Origin of the sequence: Propionivibrio sp., assembly GCF_041441355.1 — a bacterium.
Lineage (GTDB): Bacteria > Pseudomonadota > Gammaproteobacteria > Burkholderiales > Rhodocyclaceae > Propionivibrio.
This window is the reverse complement of the sequence record NZ_JASDTF010000037.1, coordinates 121,886-143,156: the sequence shown is the minus strand read 5'-3', so window position 1 is coordinate 143,156 and position 21,271 is coordinate 121,886. Positions and strand designations below refer to the sequence as shown.

20 protein-coding genes are annotated in these 21,271 nt (G+C 65.2%); 6 read left to right on the top strand and 14 right to left on the bottom strand.

Going from position 1 to position 21,271, the window contains the following annotated elements; all coding sequences use genetic code 11:
• The 4 genes from QMB55_RS13050 to gatC form a co-directional block, all read right to left on the bottom strand.
• Positions 1-599 (bottom strand): Asp-tRNA(Asn)/Glu-tRNA(Gln) amidotransferase subunit GatB (locus QMB55_RS13050; protein ID WP_497589153.1); only part of this gene is annotated, 599 nt, incomplete at its 3' end.
• Between the two features lie 94 nt (positions 600-693).
• Positions 694-1,227 (bottom strand): hypothetical protein, encoded by a 534-nt coding sequence (locus QMB55_RS13045; RefSeq protein ID WP_497589152.1) that lies wholly within the window; start codon positions 1,225-1,227, stop codon positions 694-696.
• 2 nt (positions 1,228-1,229) lie between these two features.
• On the bottom strand, positions 1,230-2,699 hold the full coding sequence (gene gatA / locus QMB55_RS13040) for an Asp-tRNA(Asn)/Glu-tRNA(Gln) amidotransferase subunit GatA (protein WP_497589151.1): 1,470 nt from the start codon (positions 2,697-2,699) through the stop codon (positions 1,230-1,232).
• Positions 2,696-2,983, bottom strand: coding sequence for an Asp-tRNA(Asn)/Glu-tRNA(Gln) amidotransferase subunit GatC (gatC, locus tag QMB55_RS13035; RefSeq protein WP_497589155.1), 288 nt, complete (start codon positions 2,981-2,983; stop codon positions 2,696-2,698). The genes gatA and gatC overlap by 4 nt, the downstream gene beginning before the upstream one ends.
• 101 nt (positions 2,984-3,084) lie before the next feature.
• On the opposite strand from gatC, the gene QMB55_RS13030 reads away from it, so the two are divergent.
• The 6 genes from QMB55_RS13030 (at position 3,085) to QMB55_RS13005 (ending at position 9,850) form a co-directional block, all read left to right on the top strand.
• Positions 3,085-4,128: a rod shape-determining protein gene (locus QMB55_RS13030; RefSeq protein ID WP_497589150.1), complete on the top strand. Its 1,044-nt coding sequence runs from the start codon at positions 3,085-3,087 to the stop codon at positions 4,126-4,128.
• A gap of 150 nt (positions 4,129-4,278) precedes the next feature.
• Positions 4,279-5,214, top strand: coding sequence for a rod shape-determining protein MreC (gene mreC, locus QMB55_RS13025; RefSeq protein ID WP_497589149.1), 936 nt, complete (start codon positions 4,279-4,281; stop codon positions 5,212-5,214).
• Positions 5,215-5,217: 3 nt separating this feature from the next.
• A complete protein-coding gene (mreD, locus tag QMB55_RS13020; protein WP_497589148.1) occupies positions 5,218-5,742 on the top strand; it encodes a rod shape-determining protein MreD in 525 nt (174 codons plus the stop codon).
• A gap of 9 nt (positions 5,743-5,751) precedes the next feature.
• Positions 5,752-7,656, top strand: coding sequence for a penicillin-binding protein 2 (gene mrdA / locus QMB55_RS13015; RefSeq protein ID WP_497589147.1), 1,905 nt, complete (start codon positions 5,752-5,754; stop codon positions 7,654-7,656).
• A gap of 2 nt (positions 7,657-7,658) precedes the next feature.
• Positions 7,659-8,768 (top strand): rod shape-determining protein RodA, encoded by a 1,110-nt coding sequence (gene rodA, locus QMB55_RS13010; RefSeq protein WP_497589146.1) that lies wholly within the window; start codon positions 7,659-7,661, stop codon positions 8,766-8,768.
• Positions 8,765-9,850: a septal ring lytic transglycosylase RlpA family protein gene (locus tag QMB55_RS13005; protein WP_497589145.1), complete on the top strand. Its 1,086-nt coding sequence runs from the start codon at positions 8,765-8,767 to the stop codon at positions 9,848-9,850. The genes rodA and QMB55_RS13005 overlap by 4 nt, the downstream gene beginning before the upstream one ends.
• Positions 9,851-9,922: 72 nt before the next feature.
• Here QMB55_RS13005 and QMB55_RS13000 read toward each other — a convergent pair whose 3' ends face one another.
• The 10 genes from QMB55_RS13000 to QMB55_RS12955 form a co-directional block, all read right to left on the bottom strand.
• Positions 9,923-11,782 carry a 5'-nucleotidase C-terminal domain-containing protein gene (locus QMB55_RS13000; protein WP_497589144.1) on the bottom strand — a complete coding sequence of 620 codons (1,860 nt, stop codon included), beginning with the start codon at positions 11,780-11,782 and terminating at the stop codon, positions 9,923-9,925.
• Between the two features lie 124 nt (positions 11,783-11,906).
• On the bottom strand, positions 11,907-12,974 hold the full coding sequence (locus tag QMB55_RS12995; protein ID WP_497589143.1) for a BMP family lipoprotein: 1,068 nt from the start codon (positions 12,972-12,974) through the stop codon (positions 11,907-11,909).
• Positions 12,975-13,085: 111 nt separating this feature from the next.
• Positions 13,086-13,520 carry a cytidine deaminase gene (locus QMB55_RS12990; protein ID WP_497589142.1) on the bottom strand — a complete coding sequence of 145 codons (435 nt, stop codon included), beginning with the start codon at positions 13,518-13,520 and terminating at the stop codon, positions 13,086-13,088.
• Positions 13,520-14,860 carry a thymidine phosphorylase gene (gene deoA, locus QMB55_RS12985; RefSeq protein ID WP_497589141.1) on the bottom strand — a complete coding sequence of 447 codons (1,341 nt, stop codon included), beginning with the start codon at positions 14,858-14,860 and terminating at the stop codon, positions 13,520-13,522. The genes QMB55_RS12990 and deoA overlap by 1 nt, the downstream gene beginning before the upstream one ends.
• A 31-nt stretch (positions 14,861-14,891) precedes the next feature.
• Complete coding sequence (locus QMB55_RS12980; protein WP_497589140.1) at positions 14,892-16,088, bottom strand: phosphopentomutase; 1,197 nt, start codon at positions 16,086-16,088, stop codon at positions 14,892-14,894.
• A gap of 1 nt (position 16,089) precedes the next feature.
• Positions 16,090-16,752, bottom strand: a complete 663-nt coding sequence (deoC, locus tag QMB55_RS12975; RefSeq protein ID WP_497589139.1) for a deoxyribose-phosphate aldolase — start codon at positions 16,750-16,752, stop codon at positions 16,090-16,092.
• 15 nt (positions 16,753-16,767) lie between these two features.
• Positions 16,768-17,712: an ABC transporter permease gene (locus QMB55_RS12970; protein WP_497589138.1), complete on the bottom strand. Its 945-nt coding sequence runs from the start codon at positions 17,710-17,712 to the stop codon at positions 16,768-16,770.
• Between the two features lie 9 nt (positions 17,713-17,721).
• Positions 17,722-18,771: an ABC transporter permease gene (locus QMB55_RS12965; RefSeq protein ID WP_497589137.1), complete on the bottom strand. Its 1,050-nt coding sequence runs from the start codon at positions 18,769-18,771 to the stop codon at positions 17,722-17,724.
• Positions 18,768-20,342 carry an ABC transporter ATP-binding protein gene (locus QMB55_RS12960; RefSeq protein ID WP_497589136.1) on the bottom strand — a complete coding sequence of 525 codons (1,575 nt, stop codon included), beginning with the start codon at positions 20,340-20,342 and terminating at the stop codon, positions 18,768-18,770. The genes QMB55_RS12965 and QMB55_RS12960 overlap by 4 nt, the downstream gene beginning before the upstream one ends.
• A gap of 83 nt (positions 20,343-20,425) precedes the next feature.
• Positions 20,426-21,256: a purine-nucleoside phosphorylase gene (locus QMB55_RS12955; protein ID WP_497589135.1), complete on the bottom strand. Its 831-nt coding sequence runs from the start codon at positions 21,254-21,256 to the stop codon at positions 20,426-20,428.
• Between the last annotated feature and the right edge of the window lie 15 nt (positions 21,257-21,271).

Genomic DNA, 21,271 nt, shown 5'->3' with positions numbered 1-21,271 from the left:
GCGTCGCAGCGGAACGAGCCTTCCTGCATGTTGCCGTCGCAGATGCCGATCCAGCGCACCAGTGCGTGCAGCGCACGGGCGTAGGCGACGGCCTCGGCCGACGAGCGCATGTCCGGCTCGGTGACGATTTCCAGGAGCGGCGTGCCGGCACGGTTGAGGTCGATGCCCGACTTGCCGTGGAAGTCCTCGTGCAGCGACTTGCCAGCGTCTTCCTCAAGGTGGGCGCGGGTCAGGCGGACGGTCTTCTCGACCGCGTTATCGCCCTGACCAACGGTGATGTTCACGTGCCCGCCGACGACCACCGGCAGCTCGTACTGGCTGATCTGATAGCCCTTGGGCAGGTCGGGATAAAAGTAGTTTTTACGCGCGAAGACCGATTTTTCCGCCACCTCGGCCTCAACCGCGAGGCCAAAGCGGATCGCGCACTCGACCGCCGCTTTGTTGAGTACCGGCAGCACACCGGGCAGAGCGATGTCGATCGCACTGGCCTGCACGTTGGGTTCGGCGCCGAAGGCGGTCGAACTGCCAGAAAAGATTTTCGATTGCGTCGAGAGCTGCGCGTGCGTCTCGATGCCGATGACCACTTCCCATTGCTTCATGGCTGATCCCGATCCATCCCGTTGAACGGCGGCACCCATGCGCGCCACCGCGTATTGCTGTAGAGGTTATCGCCCATCGTCGCCCCTGAGTTCCTTAGACACAACGCCCGTTGCGCGGATCGACGAGGATGGGCCAGAGGTAGCTGAAAGCGTCGCCCTCGCACTTCGCCTGGCAGTTATTGAAGGCCACCGTCACGCCCTTGGTCTTGCCGAGTTCCTGCTCCCACATGCGCACCGTGCATTCGCTCTCGGTATCGGCCAGAACCACGGTGGGCAGTTTTCCGGTCTGGCGGAACTGTTTGAGGTCGAAACGGCAGGTGCCCTGGCGCGGAATCGACACTTCGGCAAAGAAGCGTTTGACCTCGGCCTGGCTGACTTGCAGCTCCATCGCCCCGCGTCCACCGGCGACATCCTTGAAGCGACACTTGGCGCGCACTTCGAGCGGCTTGTCGGGCATGGGCTTGAGCTTACGGCCGGCCAGATGCTTGAGCGGCTGCGAGACGATCTCGTCCTGCTTCGGCGCCACGACCGCCTCCGGCACCTGAGCGACCGGCTCGGGCGGCGGCGTGGCACAACCGGCGAGCAGTACGCCGCCGGCCAGCGCCATGACGCGCCCGCGAGTTTGCATCGTCAGGCGAACGCCGCCGGTGCGCGGCGGTGCCAGTCGGTGGCTTGCTGGAAGCGGTGCGCCGCGTCGAGCAGGCGCGCCTCGCCGAAGTAGTCGCCGATCAGCTGCAGGCCGACCGGCAGACCGGCGTCGAAACCGCAGGGCAAGGACATGCCGGGCAGCCCGGCAAGGTTAACGGCGATGGTGTAGATGTCCGAGAGGTACATCTGCACCGGGTCGTCGGCCTTCTCGCCGATGCCAAAGGCGGTGCCCGGCGTCGTCGGTCCGAGCAACACGTCGCACTGCTTGAAGGCGGTAACGAAATCGTCGGCGATCAGGCGGCGGATGCGCTGCGCCTGCAGATAGTAGGCGTCGTAGTAGCCGTGCGAAAGCACATAGGTGCCGATCAGGATGCGCCGTTTGACTTCGGCGCCGAAACCCTGCGCCCGGCTCTTGGCGTACATGTCGTTGAGGTCGCTGTACTCGGGAGCGCGATAGCCGTAGCGCACGCCGTCGTAACGCGACAGGTTGGAGCTGGCTTCAGCCGGCGCGATCACGTAGTAGGCCGGGATTGCCAGCTTCATGTTGGGCAGCGAGACTTCGACGGTCTCGGCACCGAGCTGGCGGTATTCGGCGATCGCCGCCTGCACGGCCGCCATCACCCCGGCGTCGCAACCTTCGCCGAAGAACTCTTTCGGCAGGCCGATTTTCAAGCCGGCCAGCGGTTGATGGCCGCGCGTTTCGCGCAGCAGACGGGCATAGTCCTCGGCCGGCCGCTCGACGCTGGTCGAGTCGCGTTCGTCGAAACCAGCCATGGCGTTCAACAAAACGGCGCAGTCCTCGGCCGAGCGCGCCATCGGGCCGCCCTGGTCGAGCGACGAGGCGAAAGCGATCATCCCCCAGCGCGACACCACGCCGTAAGTGGGTTTCAGGCCCGTCAGGCCGCACAGCGCGGCGGGCTGGCGGATCGAACCGCCGGTATCGGTCGCAGTCGCGGCCGGTGCGAGCCGCGCGGCCACTGCGGCCGCCGAGCCCCCCGACGAACCGCCGGCAACGCGGCTGACGTCCCACGGGTTCTGCACCGGCCCGTAATAGGAGGTCTCGTTCGACGAGCCCATGGCGAACTCGTCCATGTTGGTCTTGCCGAGGATCACCGCGCCGGCGGCATTGCAGCGTTCGATCACCGTCGCGTCGTAGGGCGCGACGAAGTTGTCGAGCATCCTCGAGCCGCAGGTGGTGCGCCAGCCTTGGGCGCAGAAAATGTCTTTCTGCGCCAGCGGGATGCCGGTCAGCGGGCCGGCCTCGCCGCGCGCCAGGCGCTCGTCGGCGGCACGCGCCTGGGCCAGACTCTTCTCGGCATCGACGCTGATGAAGGCGTTGAGTGCTGGATTGTGAGCGGCAATGCGGTCGAGGTAGAGCTGAGTCAGCTCGACGCTGGAGATTTCCTTCGCGGCCAGCGCGGCGGACAGTTCAGTCAGGCTGCGCGTGATCATTCGATCACCTTCGGCACAAGATAGAGACCAGCCTCGGTCTCGGGCGCCACGGCCTGGAAGGCGGCGCGCCGGTCGATTTCGCCGACCCGGTCCGAGCGCAGACGCTGGGCGACATCCTGCGCGTGCGCCATGGGCTCGACGCCGGCCGTATCAACGGCCTGCATTTCTTCGATCAGGGTGAAAATCCGGTTCAACTGCGAGAGCGTCTGCTCCGCCTCGGCTTCGCTGATCTCCAGACGCGCCAACTGGGCAACGCGCCGGACTTGTTCCAAGTTTAGCGACATGGGGACGAACAGGGTAAAATAGGCGAAAAGGGAAGCCATATAAGGTATCATAAATCCTTTGTTCGCCGCTGATTCAGCGGCGCTTTTCCGGATACTCAGGCATGTTCAGTTTTCTCCGCAGCTATTTTTCCAACGACCTGGCGATCGACCTCGGCACAGCCAACACGCTGATCTATGTCCGCGGCAAGGGCATCGTTCTCGACGAGCCCTCGGTCGTCGCCATCCGCATGGAAGGCGGCCCCAACGCCAAGAAGTCGATTCAGGCCGTCGGCCAGAACGCCAAGGACATGCTCGGCAAGGCCCCGGGCGCAATCACCGTGATTCGCCCGATGAAGGACGGCGTGATCGCCGACTTCACGGTCACCGAGCAGATGCTCAAGCAGTTCATCAAGAAGGTGCATGATTCGAAGCTGCTGTCGCCCTCGCCGCGCATCATCATCTGCGTGCCCTCGGGTTCGACCCAGGTTGAACGCCGCGCCATCCGCGAGTCGGCGCTCGGCGCCGGCGCCAGCCAGGTGTTCCTGATCGAGGAGCCGATGGCCGCCGCAATCGGTGCCGACCTGCCCGTTTCCGAGCCGACTGGCTCGATGGTCGTCGACATCGGCGGCGGCACCACCGAAGTCGGCGTCATCTCGCTCGGCGGCATGGTCTATGCCGGATCGGTGCGCGTCGGTGGCGACAAGCTCGATGAGGCGATCATCAACTACATCAGCCGCAACTACGGCATGCTGATCGGCGAAAACACCGCCGAGAACATCAAGAAGACCATCGGCTCGGCCTTCCCGGGTGCTGAGGTGCGCGAGATGGAAGTCTCCGGCATCAATAAGGCCGAAGGCATCCCGCGCAAGTTCACGATCTCCTCGAACGAGATCCTCGAAGCACTGACCGAGCCGCTCAACGCCATCGTCTCGGCGGTCAAGTCGGCGCTCGAGAAGACCCCGCCCGAACTCGGCGCCGACATCGCCGACAAGGGCATGGTGCTGACCGGCGGCGGCGCGCTGCTGCGCGACCTCGACCGTCTGCTGATGGAAGAAACCGGCCTGCCGGTGATCGTCGCCGAACAGCCGCTGACCTGTGTTGCGCGCGGTTGTGGCATGGCGCTTGAGCGCATGGACAAGCTCGGCAGCATCTTCGCTTCCGACTGACCCGGCACGATCCCAGGTTCCCGAGTGCGGAGGCCTTTCGCTCCCCACACCCCAAGCGGCACGACCGCCCGCCCGCTGTCACGGCCTTGCCGTCCGACGGCGGCGCTGGCTCGCGCCGTCCGGGTCTAAGCCAGCGCACACGGAGCCCGCATGGACCACCAGCCGCCGCCGTTCTTCAAACGCGGACCGGCGCCTTTTGCGCGCCTCTCCTTCTACGCCGCGTTATCGCTGGCCCTGATCTTCGTCGACAGCCGCTTCCAGACGCTCGAACTGGTGCGCCAGGGCGTGTCGGTATTCACCCAGCCCTTGCAGCAACTGGCGCATGCGCCGATCAATCTGCTTGAGAACACCGGCGCCTATTTCAGCAGCACCACCCGGCTGCAGGACGAAAACACCCGCCTCAAACGCGCCCAGCTCGAGAGCGCCGAAGCCCTGCTCCGGCAGCAGCAACTCGAGGCCGAGAACGAACGCCTGCGCCGCCTGCTCGAGGTCAAGGGGCGGCAGAAGACCGAGGGCCGCGTGGCCCAGATCCTCTACGCTGCCCGTGATCCCTACACCCGCCGTATCGTCGTCGACAAGGGGCAGCAAGACAAGGTCGCGCCGGGCCAACCGGTGGTCGACGACGCTGGCCTCGTCGGCCAGGTGACGCGCGTCTTCCCCTTCGTCTCGGAAGTCACCCTGATCACCGACAAGGATCAGGCGGTCCCGGTACAGATCGTACGCAACGGGCTGCGCTCGGTGGTGTTCGGCCTCGGCCACGGACAGCTCGAACTGCGCTTCATGCCCGCCAACGCCGACGTCCAGAACGGCGATCTGCTCGTCACCTCCGGCCTCGACGGGGTCTTCCTTCCCGGTCTGCCGGTCGCCCGCGTGGTGCACATCGAACGCGACACCTCGTACTCGTTCGCCCGCATCTACTGCGAACCGGTCGCCGGCGTCGAGAAGCACGGCGAAGTGATGATCATCGAAGCGCGCACGCCGGCCGCCCTGCCGCCCGAACTGACCGCGCCGGTGAGCGGCAAGGCCACCAAGAGCACACCTCCCGCCAAGGGCGCCCTGAAGAAAAAGCACTTGCGCAAGGACTAGGCCATGCAGACCCCTTCCTTTTCCTCGTCGCGGATTTTGCTGCCGGTCCGCCGCTGGTTCGTGGTGCTGAGCCTGCTTGTGGCGCTGCTGCTCAACTTCCTGCCCAACGTCCCCTGGCTGTGGATGCCGGACTGGGTCGCCCTGGTGGTGATTTTCTGGGGCATCCGCGAACCGCGCCTGGTCGGCATGGGCTGGGCTTTCCTGCTCGGACTGGCGATGGACGTCGCCGACGCCAGCGTACTTGGCCAGCACGCGCTCGCCTATGTGCTCGCGGCCTACGGCGCCACCACGCTGTCGCGCCGCGTGCTGTGGTTCCCCCTGCTCCAGCAAGCCTTGCATGTGCTGCCCTTGCTGCTCCTCGTCCAGCTCGTGCAACTCTGCGTACGCGCCATGCCCGGCCTCGCGTTCCCGGGCTGGACCTATTTCGCCGGCCCCTTCGTCGGCGCCGCCCTGTGGCTGCCGCTGACCTTCCTGCTGCTGCTGCCGCAGCACCAACCGGTCGACCGCGACGCCAACCGGCCGATCTGAGGACCGCGCGTGCGTCACCGGACGACTTCGTACACCTCGCATGAGCAGGAGCTTGGCCGCTTCCGCTTCCGGGTCGCTTTCGCGGCCGGCGGCGTGCTGCTCGCCTTCGGCCTCCTGCTGGCCCGTTTCGTCTTCCTGCAGGTCGTGCAGCACGATTACTACAGCACCCGGGCCGAGGACAACCGCATTTCGCTGGTGCCGATCCCGCCTAATCGCGGCGTCATCGAAGACCGCAGCGGCGTCGTCCTGGCGCGCAATTATTCGGCCTTCACCCTGGAAATCACCCCTTCGCGCCTCGAAGCCCCGCTCGACGAGACGATCGACAACCTGGGCAAGCTGATCGAAATCCTGCCCAAGGATCGCCGCCGCTTCCGCAAGCTGCTCGAGGAAAGCAAATCCTTCGAAAGCCTGCCGATTCGCACCCGCCTCTCCGACGACGAGGTCGCCCGCTTCACGGCCCACCGCTTCCGCTTCCCGGGCGTCGAGGTGAAGGCCCGTCTGTTCCGCCAATATCCGCTCGGCGCGATCGGCTCGCACGCCATCGGCTACATCAACCGCATCAACAAAGCCGATCTGGCCACGATCAAACGCAACGAACAGGAAGCCAACTACCGCGGCACCGACCATTTCGGCAAGACCGGTCTTGAACAGAAATACGAGTTCCAGCTGCACGGCGAGGCCGGCTACGAGGAAGTCGAGATCGACGCCGGCGGCCGCGCGGTGCGCAGCCTTTCCCGCACCGCGCCGGTCTCGGGCAACAACCTGACGCTGACCCTCGACATCAAGCTGCAGGAAATGACCGAGAAGGCCTTCGGCGACCGACGCGGTGCGGTCGTCGCGATCGAGCCCTCGACCGGCGGCATCCTGGCGCTGGTGTCGACGCCGACCTTCGACCCCAACCTCTTCGTTGACGGCATCCGCAGCGACGACTGGGAAGCGCTCAACACCTCGCCCGACCGGCCGATGCTCAACCGCGCGCTCAACGGCGCCTACCCCCCCGGCTCGACCTACAAGCCTTTCATGGCTCTGGCCGCGCTCGAGACCGGCAAGCGCACTCCCAATCAGTCGATCTCCGACCCCGGCTTCTTCACCTTCGGCAACCACACCTTCCGCGACGACAAGAAGGGCGGGCACGGCATGGTGGACATGTACAAGTCCATCGTGCATTCCTGTGACACCTACTACTACCTGCTCGCCAACGACATGGGCATCGACGCCATCGCGCGCTTCATGGAACCGATTGGTTTCGGCGCCAAAACCGGGGTCGACCTCGAAGGCGAATCGGAGGGCGTGCTGCCTTCGCCCGAATGGAAAAAGCGGCGCTTCAAGAAGCCGGAACAGAAAAAGTGGTTCGCCGGCGAAACGATTTCGATCGGCATCGGCCAGGGCTATAACTCCTTCACCCCGATGCAGCTGGCGCAGGCCACTGCGGCGCTGGCCAACGACGGCGTGCTTTACCGGCCGCACCTCGTGAAGTACATCACCGACGCCAAGACCGGCGAAAAGACCTTCATCGAACCTGAACCGCTGCGGGTCCTGCCGTGGAAGAAGCAGAACATCGAGGTGGTCAAGAAAGGCATGGTCGGCGTGGTCAAGGAAGGGACCGCCCGTCGCGCCTTCGAAGGCGCCCCTTACGAATCCGGCGGCAAGACCGGGACGGCCCAGGTGTTCAGCCTCAAAGGCGCCGAATACAAGGCCAGCAAAATCAAGAAGGAGCTGCACGACCACGCGCTCTACATCGCCTTCGCCCCGGTCGACAAGCCGAAGATCGCGCTCGCCGTGCTGGTCGAAAACGGGGGTTTCGGCGCTCAATCGGCGGCGCCGATCGCGCGCATGGTGCTCGACTACTACCTGCTCGGCAAGCTGCCCAAGGGCGCGGCGCAGGACGACACCAGTGCGGTCGAGGAGGATTGAGGATGCAGAACGGTAATTTCCTGCTGCGCTGCCGGCGCCGCCTGGTCGCCAACCTCGATGGCCCGCTGCTGCTGATCGTCGTCCTGATCATGGCCTGCGGCCTGGCGACCGTGTACAGCGCCACCTACGACGTCAGCAACCGCGCCTACAACCAGCTGTTCAACATGAGCGTCGGCTTCGTCGTGATGTGGGTCTTCGCCCAGATTCCGCCGCAGAAGCTGATGCGCTTCGCCGTCCCGCTCTATGTGCTGGGCATCGTGCTCTTGTTGCTCACCTTCTTCTTCGGCATCGTGGTCAACGGCTCGCGCCGCTGGCTGTCGATCGGCATCACCCGCATCCAGCCCTCGGAAATCCTCAAGATCGCCGTACCGCTGATGCTCGCCTGGTACTTCCACAAGTACGAAGCGGCACTCAATCTCCGACATTACGCGGTGTCGACCGTCCTGCTGCTGATTCCCTTCGCCCTCGTCGCCAAGCAACCTGACCTCGGCACCGCCCTGCTGATCGGCGGCGCCGGCTTCTACGTCATCTTCTTCGCCGGGCTGCCCTGGAAAATCATCGGCGGGCTGCTCACCATTGCCGGCGCAGCCGCGCCCTTCCTGTGGACGGTACTGCACGACTACCAACGCCGGCGCATCCTGACCCTGATCGATCCGACCACCGACCCGCTCGGCTCGGGCTATCACATCATCCAGTCGACGATCGCCATCGGTTCAGGCGGCATTTTCGGCAAAGGCTGGCTGGCCGGCACCCAGACCCACCTCGAATTCATCCCCGAGCGCCACACCGACTTCATCTTCGCTGTCTTCTCCGAGGAGCGCGGCCTGATCGGCAACGTCATCCTGCTCACCCTTTACCTGCTGCTCATCGGCCGCGGCCTGATGATCACCACCAACGCTTCGACGCTGTTCTCGCGCCTGCTCGCCGGCTCGATCACGCTCAGTTTCTTCACCTACGTTTTCGTCAACATGGGCATGGTCAGCGGTATCCTGCCGGTGGTCGGCGTCCCCCTACCGTTCATGAGCTACGGAGGAACCGCGCTGGTCACCCTGTTCCTCGGCCTGGGCATCCTGATGAGCATCCAGTCGCACCGCATGCTGGTCAAGCAATGACACAGAAACGCCCACTCCGGCACGCAGCCACGCCCCTCGTGCTCGCGGGAGCCCTGCTGATGCTGGCCGCCTGCGGCGGACAGCCGCCGCGCCCCGCCGACAGCGGACCGACAGCCGAACCGACGAGCAAACCCAGCCCGCGCGCAACGCGCAAGTCGAGCGTGGTGCAAAAACGCGGTGGCGGCTACTACAAGGACGACGGCCCGGGCGAGGACATTCCGGACGGCCTTGACGACCTGCCCGATGCCGAACCCCGCGCCGAGCCCTTGCACCGCTTTGCCAACCGGCCCTACGTCGTGCTCGGCAAGGCCTACACCCCGAAGACGGCGGTCGAACCCTTCCGTCAGCGCGGCATCGGCAGCTGGTACGGGAAGAAATTCCACGGCCAGAAAACCTCGATCGGCGAGCCGTACGACATGTTCGCGATGACCGCCGCGCACCCGACGCTGCCCCTGCCCTCCTACGTACGCGTCACCAACGTCGCCAACGGACGCAGCGTGGTGGTCCGCCTGACCGACCGCGGTCCCTTCCACGCCGAACGGGTCATCGACCTCTCTTACGCGGCCGCCTACCGCCTCGACTACATCGACAACGGCAGCGCCCAGGTCGAAGTCGAGCAGGTCGTGCCGAACGACCCGACCGGGCTGACCTACGCGCAGGTCGCGCCCCCCCTCAAATCAGCCACCCTGAGCGACGCCGCCCCGCGGCCTCTGCCACCGCCCGCGCCAGCGCCAGCGCGCAGCGCCACGCCGACGGCCGAAGTCGACGCCTTGGCCGCGCTCACCCAGCGCCTCGAACGCCAGCCACCGCCCGAAGCTGCGGCCGCGCCGAGCGCCGAAAGCGCGCCCCGGAGCGGACTATTCCTCCAACTCGGCGCTTTTTCCAGCGCCGACAACGCCGACAGCTTCCGCGCCCACCTGCTGCGCGAACTCGACTGGTTGAGCGAACCCGTCGCCATCCAGGCCGGCGGCGGCATGCACCGTGTCCACCTGGGCCCCTATCCGAACCGCAGCGCCGCCGAACGCGTCGCCGGCCGGATTCGCCAGGCGCTCGGCTACACGCCGACCTTCGTCACCCGCTAGCCTCGCCACTTTCGCCCGGTCAAAACGAAAACGGCCACCCCGCAGGGTGGCCGCAACGGTGGGCGCCCCCGATTACTCGAGCACCGCGCCGGCGAGCGACACCACGCGTTGGTGCGAATACTCGCCACGCGCCGGGCGCCGCAACTCCTGCTGCGCCAGCATGTAGTCGACCAGGCTCTGGGTGTAGAGCAGGTAGGTCTCGGTATAGCGGCCGGCGGCATACACCTTGCCGAGCGTGGCGTAGCCATCCTTGCCCGACGCGATGAAGTCGTTCGTCACCACCGCATACGTCCGCTGCGGCTCGAGCGCGCTCCACTGCCCACTGCTTCGGTCGCGGACCTGCAAGTTAGTGAAACGCTGCCCGCGCGGCTGGCTCAAATCCAGATCCCAGCGCAAACCCGCGGCGTAAGGGTGCGAGCCGTCCGAGAGCTTGTTTTCGAGGTAGTTGGACACCGCGTCCTCCAGCGCCGACCGCAACTCCGCCCCGGTCATGCTGAGCTCGACGAGGACATTGGAGAAGGGCAGCACGCTGTAAGCGCTGTTCATGGTCAGCGTTCCGGCGGGTACCGGAACGCGCACACCGCCACTGTTCTGCAGGGCAATCTGCGAGGTTTTCGACGCGTGGAGGAAAGCCTGCGCGACCACTTGCGCGGCATCGCTGCCCCGTGCCAGGCGGTTGGCCTGCTCGCAGCCGGCAACGCTGGCGCTGCGGTTGGTCGTTTCACCGGGCACGCGCACCAGACACAGGCTTTCGCTGGCTTTGCCGATCAGCTTGGCCTTCTCCACGGCAATCCGGTCGGCATAGCCCTTGAGCACCTTCACGGCCTCTGCATCGGGCGCGATCACACTCACGCCTTTCATGCCTTGAAGTTGCGTCCGCAACGCGGCACGCTCGGCCTCCGGCACAGCCACCCACTGGCCCTTGGCGTCGCGGCGCTTGAAGCTATCGCCGACGAGCAGTTTGACCTCCCCGCCGCAGGACTCGACCGCGCCCTGGGCATCGAAACGCACCCGCATCAAGCCAAAGGCCTTGCCGTATTCCCAGGCCTGGCCGATGCACACCGGCTCACCGCTCTTGTTGCGCGCCACGGTCGGGTAGGGGCCCGAACTGGAAACGCCCAGCGCGGAAAAGTCGCCCAGCAGCGAATGCGAATCGCCGCCGATGATCACGTCCACGTCGGTCAGCTGTGCGGCCAGGGCTTTGTCGTTCTCGTAGCCTTGGTGGGTCACAGCGACGATGTGGCGAACGCCCTGGGCCTTGAGCGCATCGATGGCGGCCTGCGCCGCTTTCGCCTCGGGCAGGAAATTCGTCGAAGGCAGCGGACGCGAAGCATTCACCGTCTTGCCGACGATCGTGATCCCGATGAAGCCGACCCGCACGCCATCGATTTCGCGTACATGCCAGGGCACGAGGTGTCCGTTCGTTGCCGGCGCCAACGGCGTCCGGGCCGCAGGCTGGACGTTGCTCGACACCACCACGCTCGGCTGCGGGCACGCGCCGCCGCGCAGTTCGGTCAGGAAGGACTGCAATACGGCATCGCTGCTGTCGAACTCGTGATTGCCGAGCGTGAAGTAGTCGAAGCAGATGTTGTTCATCATCTGCGCATCCGCCTTCCCCTGGAACAGCGTGAAGTACTGCGTTCCGGTCAGCGCGTCGCCCGCATGGATCTTGACCAGATTGGGCAGCCCGGAGACCGCTTTGAAGGCCGCGACCTGGCGTGCGAAGCCCCCCAGGGGCAGCTGCGTGCGGGCGCCACCGATCGACAGCTCGGCCCCGGAAAACTCGTCCAGGTGCGAATGGTGGTCGTTGATGTGCGCCAGATTGATCTCCAGCGGCGTGTACGTTTGCTTTTCGGTGCTGGCGCAGCCGGCGACCAGGGCGCCGACGAACATCAGCGCCCAGAGATTTACGGCTTTCGGTGTCGTTTTCATCGCTGAAATCCAGGAAATGGGGGAGGCGCTGCCGGGCGGCGCATGAAAACCGCGCCTGCGCAGGGCGGCTGCAGGCCTGCAGCATCCGGGCCGTAGGGAGGGCGCCGGATGCCGCGGCGGCAATTTACTTGATCAAAGTCCCTTTTTCAGCCGAAACGCTGATCTTGCCCGCCTTCAGCTGGGCCAGAACGTCGGCCACCTTCTTGGCCACGTCGGCCGACAGGTTCGGGTTCTGCGCCGGGATACCGACGCCGTCCTTCTTGGCGTCGAAGATCAGCGTCTGGCCGCCGGGGAATTTGCCTTCCTTCTCCAGCTTGATCATGTCGTAGGCCGCGATGTCGATGCGCTTCATCGCCGAAGTCAGGATGACCGACTTACCGCCACCGTAGACGCCTTGCGCGTACTGGTCGACGTCCACCCCGACGATCCACGCGCCCTTCGCCGCACGCGCCTTGGCCTCGTTGATCGCGCCGACACCAACGCCGCCGGCGGCGACGAAGATCACCTTGACGCCGCGGTCATACATTTGCGCGGCGAGTTGCTGGCCGGCGGCGACATCGTGGAAGGTGCCTTGGTAGATCACGTTTTCCGGCTTCATGCCGATCTTGGTGCCGAGGTTCTTGTTGGCGTACGCCACGCCTTGCTGGAAGCCCCAGTTAAATTTCTGCACCGGCGGGATTTCCATGCCACCGATGAAGCCGAAATCGCCACTGCTGATCTGCAGCGCCGAAGCGACGCCGGCCAGGAAGCCCGACTCATGCTCGGCGAAGAAAATCGACACCGTATTGGGGCCGACCTTTTCCTTGCGCTTGGCGTCGAACACGCCGTTGTTCGGGCTGCCGTCGAGCAGCACGAACTTGGTCTTCGGGTATTTGTCCTGAGCGACGAAGATCGACGATTCGAATTTGAAGCCCGGCGTCACGATCAGCCCGAAACCGGCATCCTTCAGGTTGGCGATTTCCTTGACGTAATCAGCCTCGGTGGTGCCACCCGGCTTCAGGTACTTGGACTTGACGCCCAGATCCTTGGTTGCTTTCCGGATCCCGTCCCAGGTGCCCTGGTTGAACGACTTGTCGTCGATCGAACCGGAGTCGGTCACCATCCCCACCTTCAGTTCGGCGTGCGCCGCCATTGGCGCCATGGCCAGCAGACTCAAGGCCGTCAGCGCGGAAGCCATCAGTTTCTTGTGCATTGAAAATCTCCTTGTTATCGATGTAGATACGGCTTCAATTCTCCGGGAAAAACGCCCGGTTGGATCAACCACAGCCCGTGCCCCTCGCAACCGGCACGCTCCCTGCTCCCGCTAGGCGCGGGGTAAATCGTTCGGCGCGAACGCTCCGGGCAAGAGCGCGGCCGCATCGGTCGACGCCACGGCGCCCGCCAGATTGCCGAGAACCACTGGCAGCGCGGCCCCGCCGAGTTCGAGCATCACCTGCCGGCACGCGCCACAAGGCGCAATCGGCCCCTCGGTATCGCCGACCACGGCCAGCGCCACGAAATCGCCGGGCTGATGCCCATCGGCGATGGCCCGAAAAAAAGCGGTACGCTCGGCGCAATTGGTCAGGCCAAAGGACGCATTCTCGACGTTGCAGCCATGATAGAGCGTTCCGTCGCGCGTCAGCAGCGCCGCACCGACCGGAAAGCGCGAATACGGCACATAGGCTTTGGCCCGCGCCGCACGGGCCGCATCGAGCAAGGCGCTGACCTGTTCGGGACTCAAACGGTTTTCGTCCGGCATCACTCGACCTCCTCGACACCGATGCGCTGCCAGATCAGCGGCGGCTGCGACGGGGCCTGGTCCGCATCGACGATGCGGATGCTGTCGCCGATCCGTTCGGCAGCCAGCTTGGCGGCGTCTGCGTCGCGCGCATGAATGCGCAACAGCGGCGCGCCAGCCGGCACCTGCGCACCGAGCTCGACGATGTCGCTCAGGCCGACGGCCGAATCGATCGCCTGATCGCTGCGCACGCGGCCGCCGCCCAGCGCGACCACGGCCATACCCAGGGCGCGCGCATCGAACGCGGCGACGACCCCGGCGCGCGGCGCGGGCAGTTCGACCACCACCGGCGCCTGGGCGAGGTAAGCGTCCGGCCGCTCGAAGAGGTCGGCCGGGCCACCCAGCAGGCGCACCATGCGCGCGAAGCGCTCGGCGGCGGCCCCTGAATCGAGGCTCGCCTGCAGGCGACGGCGCGCGTCGTCGGCATCAACCGCCAGCCCGGCCGCGACCAGTCCCTCCGCGCACAACGCCAAGGTCACTTCGTGCAGCCGCGCCGGGCGGTGCTTGCCGGAAAGGTAATCGAGCGCGCAGCGCACTTCGATGGCGTTGCCGGCGCAGGGCGCCAGTGACTGGTTCATGTCGGTCAGCAGCGCGCTGAGCTTGAGCCCGGCACCATGGCCGACCGCGACGATGGACTTGGCCAGCGCCAGAGACAATTCCGGCGTTGGCATGAAGGCACCGCTGCCGACCTTGACGTCCATGACCAACGCATCGAGGCCGGCAGCCAGCTTCTTGGACAGAATGGAGGCCGTGATCAGCGGGATCGACTCGACCGTGGCGGTGACGTCACGCGCCGCGTAGATGCGCTTGTCGGCCGGCGCCAGGTCGGCGGTCTGGCCGATGATCGCGGTGCCGGCCTCACGCACCGTGGCCTTGAGCTGCTCCGGGGTGGGGAAGGGGTTGTAGCCGGGAATCGACGCGAGCTTGTCCAGCGTACCGCCGGTGTGCCCGAGGCCACGCCCCGAGATCATCGGGTTGTAGCCGCCGCAAGCTGCGAACATCGGACCGAGCATCAGCGACACCACGTCGCCGACCCCGCCGGTCGAATGCTTGTCGACAATCGGACCGTCGAGATCGAGCGAGCGCCAGTCCATGACGCGCCCCGAGTCGCGCATCGCCAGCGTCAGGTCGACGCACTCGCGCGGCGTCATGCCGTTGAGAAAAACCGCCATGGTGAAGGCAGCGATCTGCGCCTCGCTGACGCTGTGGTCGGTGATCCCGCGGACGAAGGACTGAATTTCGGCGGGCGAAAGGGCGAGCTTGTCGCGCTTGTGACGGATGATTTCCTGAGGCAACAGCATGATGAGCTTCCGTAGCAAAGGAGAGAAACGCTCAGCGCACGACCGCGCTGGCGAAACTGCCCGCCTCGCGTTCGCCGAGCAGCAGCTCGGCAATCGTCGCCGCGATGTCGCCGAACGACTCACGTACGCCCAAGTCGCCCGGCACGACGCGCGGCCCGGCGACGAGGATCGGGATGTACTCGCGCGTGTGATCGGTGCCCTTGAAGATCGGATCGCAGCCATGGTCAGCGGTGACGATGACCAGTTCGTCGTCGCGCAGAAGCTTGAGCAGTTCGGCAAACTGGGCATCGAAGGACTGCAGCGCCTGCTGATAGCCGACCACGTCCCGACGATGCCCGTATTTCATGTCGAAATCGACGAGGTTGGTGAACACCAGCCCGCGCCCCGGCGTTTGCGCCAGGCGCAAGGTGGCGGCAATCCCTTCGTCGTTGGACTTGATCGGGTGGCTCGCGGTCACCCCGCGTCCGGCAAAGATGTCCGAAATCTTGCCGACGCTGACCACGTCCTGTCCGGCGGCGGCCAGCCGGTCGAGAATGGTCGTTCCCGGCGGCTGCAGCGAATAGTCGTGGCGGTTGGCAGTACGCTGCCAGGTTCCCGGCGCGCCGACAAAGGGACGCGCGATGACCCGGCCGACGTCGAGCATGTCGCGAGCGATCTGACACCATTCGTACAGGCGATCAAGACCGACCACCTCCTCATGTGCAGCGATCTGGAAGACCGAATCGGCCGAGGTATAGACGATCGGAAAGCCCGTGCGCACGTGCTCTTCGCCCAGTTGCTCGATGATCTCGGTGCCCGAAGCCACCGAGTTGCCGAGCGTTTTGCGTCCGATCCGCGCCTCGAAGGCCTGGCTGATTTCGGCCGGGATGCCCTTGGGGAAGGTCGGCAGCGCTTTCTCCAGGACCACGCCGGCGATTTCCCAGTGTCCGGTCGAGGTGTCCTTGCCCTTGGACCGCGACGCCGCCTTGCCCCAAGCACCGCGCGGCGCCGCCACCGGGGCCACGCCGCGGATCGGGATGATCCGCCCGAGGCCCAAAGCCTCCATCACTGGCACCGTCAGCCCGACGGCGTCGCCGATGTGGCCGAGTGTGTTCGCTCCGAGGTCGCCGCCCTGCTCGCCGTACTCGCCGGCATCGGGCATGAAGCCGACCCCGGCGCTGTCGAGGACGACGATGAAGACCCGGCGGATCGGGCTGATGCCAGCGTGAGTGGCCGTCGATGCGTTCATTTCAGTAGCCTCCCGTAACCGTTTCGCCCGTGACGATCTTGACCCCGTTGCTGGTCCCCAAGCGCTTGACCCCCATCTCGACGTACTGGCGTGCGCTGGCCGCGTCGCGCACCCCGCCCGACGCCTTGACCAGGGCCTTGCCCTGAACCGTGTCGAGCATCAGGCGAACGTCTTCGACCGTCGCCCCGCCGCTGCCGAAACCGGTCGAGGTTTTCACGTAGTCGGCACCGGCCTCGACGGCCAGCGTGCAGGCCAGTACCTTTTCCGCGTCACTGAGGTAGCAGGTTTCGATGATCACCTTGAGCACCCGTGTCCCGATGGCCGACTTGATCGCGCGGATCTCGTCGCGCACGGCATCGGTCTGGCCGTCTTTCAGCCAGCCGACGTTGATCACCATGTCGATTTCGTCGGCGCCGTCGGCCACCGCTTGCGTCGCTTCAAAGACCTTGGCGGCGGGCGCCATGGCGCCCAGCGGAAAACCGACCACCGCGCAGACCTTGACCGCCGAGCCGGCGAGTAGCGTGTGTGCCGTCGGCACCCAGGCCGAATTGACGCACACCGAGAAAAAGTGGTGCGCACGCGCTTCGGCGCACAGCTGGCGGATGTCCGCGTCGACCGCGTTGGCCTTGAGCACGGTGTGATCGATGTATTGATTGAGGGTCATGTGCGGTCCTTGTGATTAACGTTTGCCTTTTTCAAAAGGCTCGCCCGCCGCACGCGGCGCCTGCGTCGACTTGGAGAAGAAGACGAGCGCCAGCAACGTCAGGACGTAGGGGAAGACTTTGAGTACGACTTCGGGAATTGCCTTGAGGGCCGGCTCGGCCTGCGAGGCGTTGGCCAGCGTCGCGGCAAAGCCGAAAAAGAAGGTCGCTCCGAGCACCCCGGTCGGCTTCCACTGGCCGAAGATCAGCGCCGCCAGCGCCAGGAAGCCCATGCCGGCGACCGAGCCGCTGAACTCGCCGGAATAGGTGACGAGGATCGTCGCTCCGCCCAGGCCGGCGAGCGCACCGGAAATCATCACCGCGCCGTAACGCACGCGATAGACGTTGATCCCCGCCGCGTCGGCGGCATGCGGGTTCTCGCCGCAGGCGCGCAGGCGCAGGCCGAAGGCCGTCTTGTAGAGCAGGAAGGCGGCCAGCACCAGGATGATGAGGATCAACCAAGTCGTGCCATAGGTCTGGTAGAAGAACAGGCGGCCGATGACCGGGACTTCGACCAAGCCCGGCACATCGAAGCGTGGAATGCCCTGCGTCAACTGGATGTTGCCCGAGCCGGTAATGGTCCGCGCCAGGAAGACGGTCACCGCGCCGGCGATCATGTTGATCGCCGTGCCGCTGATCACCTGATTGGCGTTCAGACTGATGCTGGCAAAGGCGTGCAGCACCGAGAACAGCGCACCGAAGACCATGGCCACACCCAGGCTGAGCCAGATCGCCCAGGGGCCGAGGCTGGGCGTCAGATAAACGGTAAACGCCGCGCTGGCGAAGCCGCCGACGACCATCAAGCCTTCGAGGCCGATGTTGACCACGCCGCTGCGCTCGCTGTACAGGCCACCGAGCGAAGTCACCAGCAGCGGCATGGCGAAGGCGATGGCGTAGGGGAAGATATGAACGATCGTCTCCATGGAAACCCCTTACTTCGCCAGGCGCCGTGCGGCGCGATCGAGCCACTGGTGGATCAGGACGCTGGTGGCCGCAAAATAGATGATGCAGGCGATGATGGTGTCGCCGATTTCCGGCGGAATGTCGGTCATCGCGTTCATGAAGCCCTTGCCCGACTGCAACACTCCGAAGAACAGCGCCGCCCCGACCACGCCGAGCGGCGAATTGGCACCGAGCAAGGCCACGGCAATGCCGTCGAAGCCCTGACTGGGCATCACGCCGATCTGCATCGACGAGGCGTAGCCGGTATAGAGCGCGGCACCGCCCAGCCCGGACAACGCGCCGGCGATCATCATCGACAGCACGATGTTGCGATTGACGCTGATGCCTGCGTATTCCGCCGCATGACGGTTGAAGCCGACGGCCTTGAGCTGGTAGCCAAGCACGGTGCGTTCGAGCACGACGGCGACGAGAATCACGGCGACGACGGCCAAGAAGAGGCCAATGTTGATGTACGACCCGGCGAACAGCGAGGTCAGCCACGACACCTTGAGCGAGGCGGCTTCCGGGATCTGACGTGACTCCGTCTCGTACGCCCCCTTGAAGTAGGCCGGCATGAGGTAATAGGTGATCCAGTAGGCGATCCAGTTCATCATGATGCCGGAGACCACCTCGTGCACGTTGAAGCGGGCCTTGAGCAGGCCGGGAATGACGCCCCACAGGGCGCCGCCGAGCACCGCCGCGGAAACCGAAAGGGTCAGCAACGGCACCTTCGGCAGATCGATCGTCAGCCCCACGATGGTGGCCAGCATGCCCCCGATCAGCACCTGCCCCGGCGTGCCGATGTTGAACAGGCCGGTGCGGAAGGCAAAAGCCACCGACAGGCCCGTCAGCACCAGCGGCGTCGCCGTCGCCAGGGTGTTGCCGATGCGTTCCAGATTCATCAACCCGCCGGCAAACAGGAAGCGATAACCCTCCAGCACCTCGTTGCCGGTCGCCAGCATCAGCAGCGCCCCGGCCGCCAAGCCGAGCAGCACCGCGATCAGGCCGACCAGAAATTCCCTGTTGATCCGCAGTCTCATGCGGCGCGCTCCTTTCCGGGCTGCGTTTTTTCGGACGCCGTGTCCTTGCGGCAACCGGCCATCATCAGGCCGATCTCCTTTTCGTCGGTGGCCGCGGCGTCGACGATGCCGATCAACGCCCCGTTGTGGATGACGGCGATGCGGTCCGAGAGGTCGAGAATCTCGTCGAGTTCGAGCGACACCAGCAGGACGGCCTTGCCCGAGTCACGCTGCTCGATCAGGCGTTTGTGGATGTACTCGATGCTGCCGACGTCCAGACCGCGCGTCGGCTGCACGGCGATCAGGAGGTCCGGATTCTGGTCGAACTCGCGTCCGATGATCGCCTTTTGCTGATTGCCGCCGGACATCGCCCGCGCCGAGGACACCGCACCTTCGCCGGAGCGCACGTCGAAGGCGGCGATCAGCGCATCGGCATGTTGGCGGATGGCCTCGGGCTGCAGAAAACCACGCCGCGAATACGGCGCCGCGCGATGGTTCTTGAGGATGAAGTTCTCCTCCAGCGAATAGTCGAGCACCAGCCCGCGCTTCTGCCGGTCCTCGGGGATGTGCGCCAGACCGCTTTCGTTGCGCTCACGGATCGAAGCCCGGGAAATGTCCATGCCGGAAAGCAGGATCGTGCCCGACTCGAGGCGCCGCAGGCCGGTCAGCGCCTCGACCAGTTCGCTCTGGCCGTTCCCCTCGACGCCCGCCAGACCGAGGATTTCCCCGGCCCGGATGTCGAGCGCCTCAATGCACACCGGCGCCCCATGGCCACGATTGGCGATGCGAAGGTCGCGGAGCGAGAGAATCACCTCCCCCGCGGCGTCTACGCCGCGCGCTGATTTCTCGACCTTGAAGTTCACCTGCCGGCCGACCATCATCTCAGCCATACGCGCTTCGTCGGTCTCACGCACGTCGACGGTGCCGATGTACTTGCCGCGCCGAATGACCGTGCAGCGGTCGGCGATGGCCTTGATCTCTTTGAGCTTGTGCGTGATCAAGATGATCGATTTGCCTTCGCTGATGAGGTTGCGCAGGATGCCCAAAAAATCCTGGATTTCCTGAGGCGTCAGCACCGCTGTCGGTTCGTCGAAGATCAACACTTCGGCATTACGGTAGAGCATCTTCAGGATTTCGACGCGCTGCTGCATGCCCACCGAAATGTCTTCGATGCGTGCTTCCGGATCGACGCTCAAGCCGTATTGTTCGGACAAGGTCTTGATCCGTTGCGATGCTTCCTTGAGGCTCAGGACCAGACCGGAGGTCGGCTCCATGCCAAGCACGATGTTCTCGGTCACGGTGAAGTTATGCACCAGCTTGAAATGCTGGTGCACCATGCCGATACCGAGGTCATTGGCGACATTCGGGTTGTCGATGCGCACCGCCTGACCACGGATGTGAATGCTCCCGGCATCCGGCTGATAGAGACCAAAGAGGATGCTCATCAAGGTCGACTTGCCCGCCCCGTTCTCGCCGAGCAGCGCATGCACTTCGCCTTTCTTCAAGCACAGCGTGATGTCGTCGTTGGCCACGATGCCGGGAAACACCTTGCGGATGTTCCGCATCTCGACGACGCAGTCCAGATCGGCCATGTCAGTACTGCCCGGACGTCCAAAGGAACTGACACGCCCCCCTGGGAGGCAGCGAGCAGCGCGAGGGTGGGGGCGGTCTCATCTCAGACGACTCCAATTTTCCCGATGGTGGTGGCGACAAGGGTGCAGAAACGGGTCGAAGCCTCGTTGGCGATGCGCACGACTTCGTCGTGTGCATGTTTCACGGTGGCGATCCCGGTGGCCATGTTGGTGACGCAGGAAATACCCAGCACCTCCATGCCGAGGTAACGAGCGACGATCACTTCCGGCACGGTGGACATGCCCACAGCATCGGCACCGATGCGTTCGAGGTAGCGAATCTCGGCGGCCGTCTCGTAGCACGGACCGGAAAGCCCGGCATAGACGCCACGACGCAGCGACGTGCCGAGTTCGGCGGCGGCTTCCTCGGCCAGTGCAATCAGGCGCGGGCTGTAAGCTTCGGTCATGTCCGGGAAACGTGGGCCGAGACGCTCGTCGTTCAAGCCGATCAGCGGGTTGGTGCCGATCAGGTTGAGGTGATCAGTGATCAGCATCAGATCCCCCGGCGTAAAGCCACGATTGATCCCGCCCGCGGCGTTGCTCACGATCAGCGTACGCGCCCCGAAGCGCTGCATGAAGGCCGTCGGGAAGGCGATGGTGCGCATGTCGTGGCCTTCGTAGTAGTGGAAGCGCCCCTGCATGGCCATCACCGGCACGCCCTCGATGCGTCCGATCACCAGCCGGCCGGCGTGCCCGGCGACGGTCGGCGCCGGGAAATGCGGCAGATCGCGGTAATCGATGGCCACCGTATCGGTCATCCGCTCGACCAGCTGGCCCAGTCCGGAACCGAGGATGACACCGATCGTCGGCCGCAAATCGGTCAGCCGCTTGACGCAGGTCACCGTCTCTTCGAGTTTTCCATACATTCCGTTCATTGCTCGCTTCCTTCC

Excerpts from the sequence above, each read along its gene's own strand:
- QMB55_RS13045 (WP_497589152.1), bottom strand. The coding sequence starts at position 1,227 with ATGCAAACTCGCGGGCGCGTCATGGCGCTGGCCGGCGGCGTACTGCTC.
- gatA (WP_497589151.1), bottom strand. The coding sequence starts at position 2,699 with ATGATCACGCGCAGCCTGACTGAACTGTCCGCCGCGCTGGCCGCGAAG.
- gatC (WP_497589155.1), bottom strand. The coding sequence starts at position 2,983 with ATGTCGCTAAACTTGGAACAAGTCCGGCGCGTTGCCCAGTTGGCGCGT.
- QMB55_RS13030 (WP_497589150.1), top strand. The coding sequence starts at position 3,085 with ATGTTCAGTTTTCTCCGCAGCTATTTTTCCAACGACCTGGCGATCGAC.
- mreC (WP_497589149.1), top strand. The coding sequence starts at position 4,279 with ATGGACCACCAGCCGCCGCCGTTCTTCAAACGCGGACCGGCGCCTTTT.
- mreD (WP_497589148.1), top strand. The coding sequence starts at position 5,218 with ATGCAGACCCCTTCCTTTTCCTCGTCGCGGATTTTGCTGCCGGTCCGC.
- rodA (WP_497589146.1), top strand. The coding sequence starts at position 7,659 with ATGCAGAACGGTAATTTCCTGCTGCGCTGCCGGCGCCGCCTGGTCGCC.
- QMB55_RS13005 (WP_497589145.1), top strand. The coding sequence starts at position 8,765 with ATGACACAGAAACGCCCACTCCGGCACGCAGCCACGCCCCTCGTGCTC.
- QMB55_RS13000 (WP_497589144.1), bottom strand. The coding sequence starts at position 11,782 with ATGAAAACGACACCGAAAGCCGTAAATCTCTGGGCGCTGATGTTCGTC.
- QMB55_RS12995 (WP_497589143.1), bottom strand. The coding sequence starts at position 12,974 with ATGCACAAGAAACTGATGGCTTCCGCGCTGACGGCCTTGAGTCTGCTG.
- QMB55_RS12990 (WP_497589142.1), bottom strand. The coding sequence starts at position 13,520 with ATGCCGGACGAAAACCGTTTGAGTCCCGAACAGGTCAGCGCCTTGCTC.
- deoA (WP_497589141.1), bottom strand. The coding sequence starts at position 14,860 with ATGCTGTTGCCTCAGGAAATCATCCGTCACAAGCGCGACAAGCTCGCC.
- QMB55_RS12980 (WP_497589140.1), bottom strand. The coding sequence starts at position 16,088 with ATGAACGCATCGACGGCCACTCACGCTGGCATCAGCCCGATCCGCCGG.
- deoC (WP_497589139.1), bottom strand. The coding sequence starts at position 16,752 with ATGACCCTCAATCAATACATCGATCACACCGTGCTCAAGGCCAACGCG.
- QMB55_RS12970 (WP_497589138.1), bottom strand. The coding sequence starts at position 17,712 with ATGGAGACGATCGTTCATATCTTCCCCTACGCCATCGCCTTCGCCATG.
- QMB55_RS12965 (WP_497589137.1), bottom strand. The coding sequence starts at position 18,771 with ATGAGACTGCGGATCAACAGGGAATTTCTGGTCGGCCTGATCGCGGTG.
- QMB55_RS12960 (WP_497589136.1), bottom strand. The coding sequence starts at position 20,342 with ATGGCCGATCTGGACTGCGTCGTCGAGATGCGGAACATCCGCAAGGTG.
- QMB55_RS12955 (WP_497589135.1), bottom strand. The coding sequence starts at position 21,256 with ATGAACGGAATGTATGGAAAACTCGAAGAGACGGTGACCTGCGTCAAG.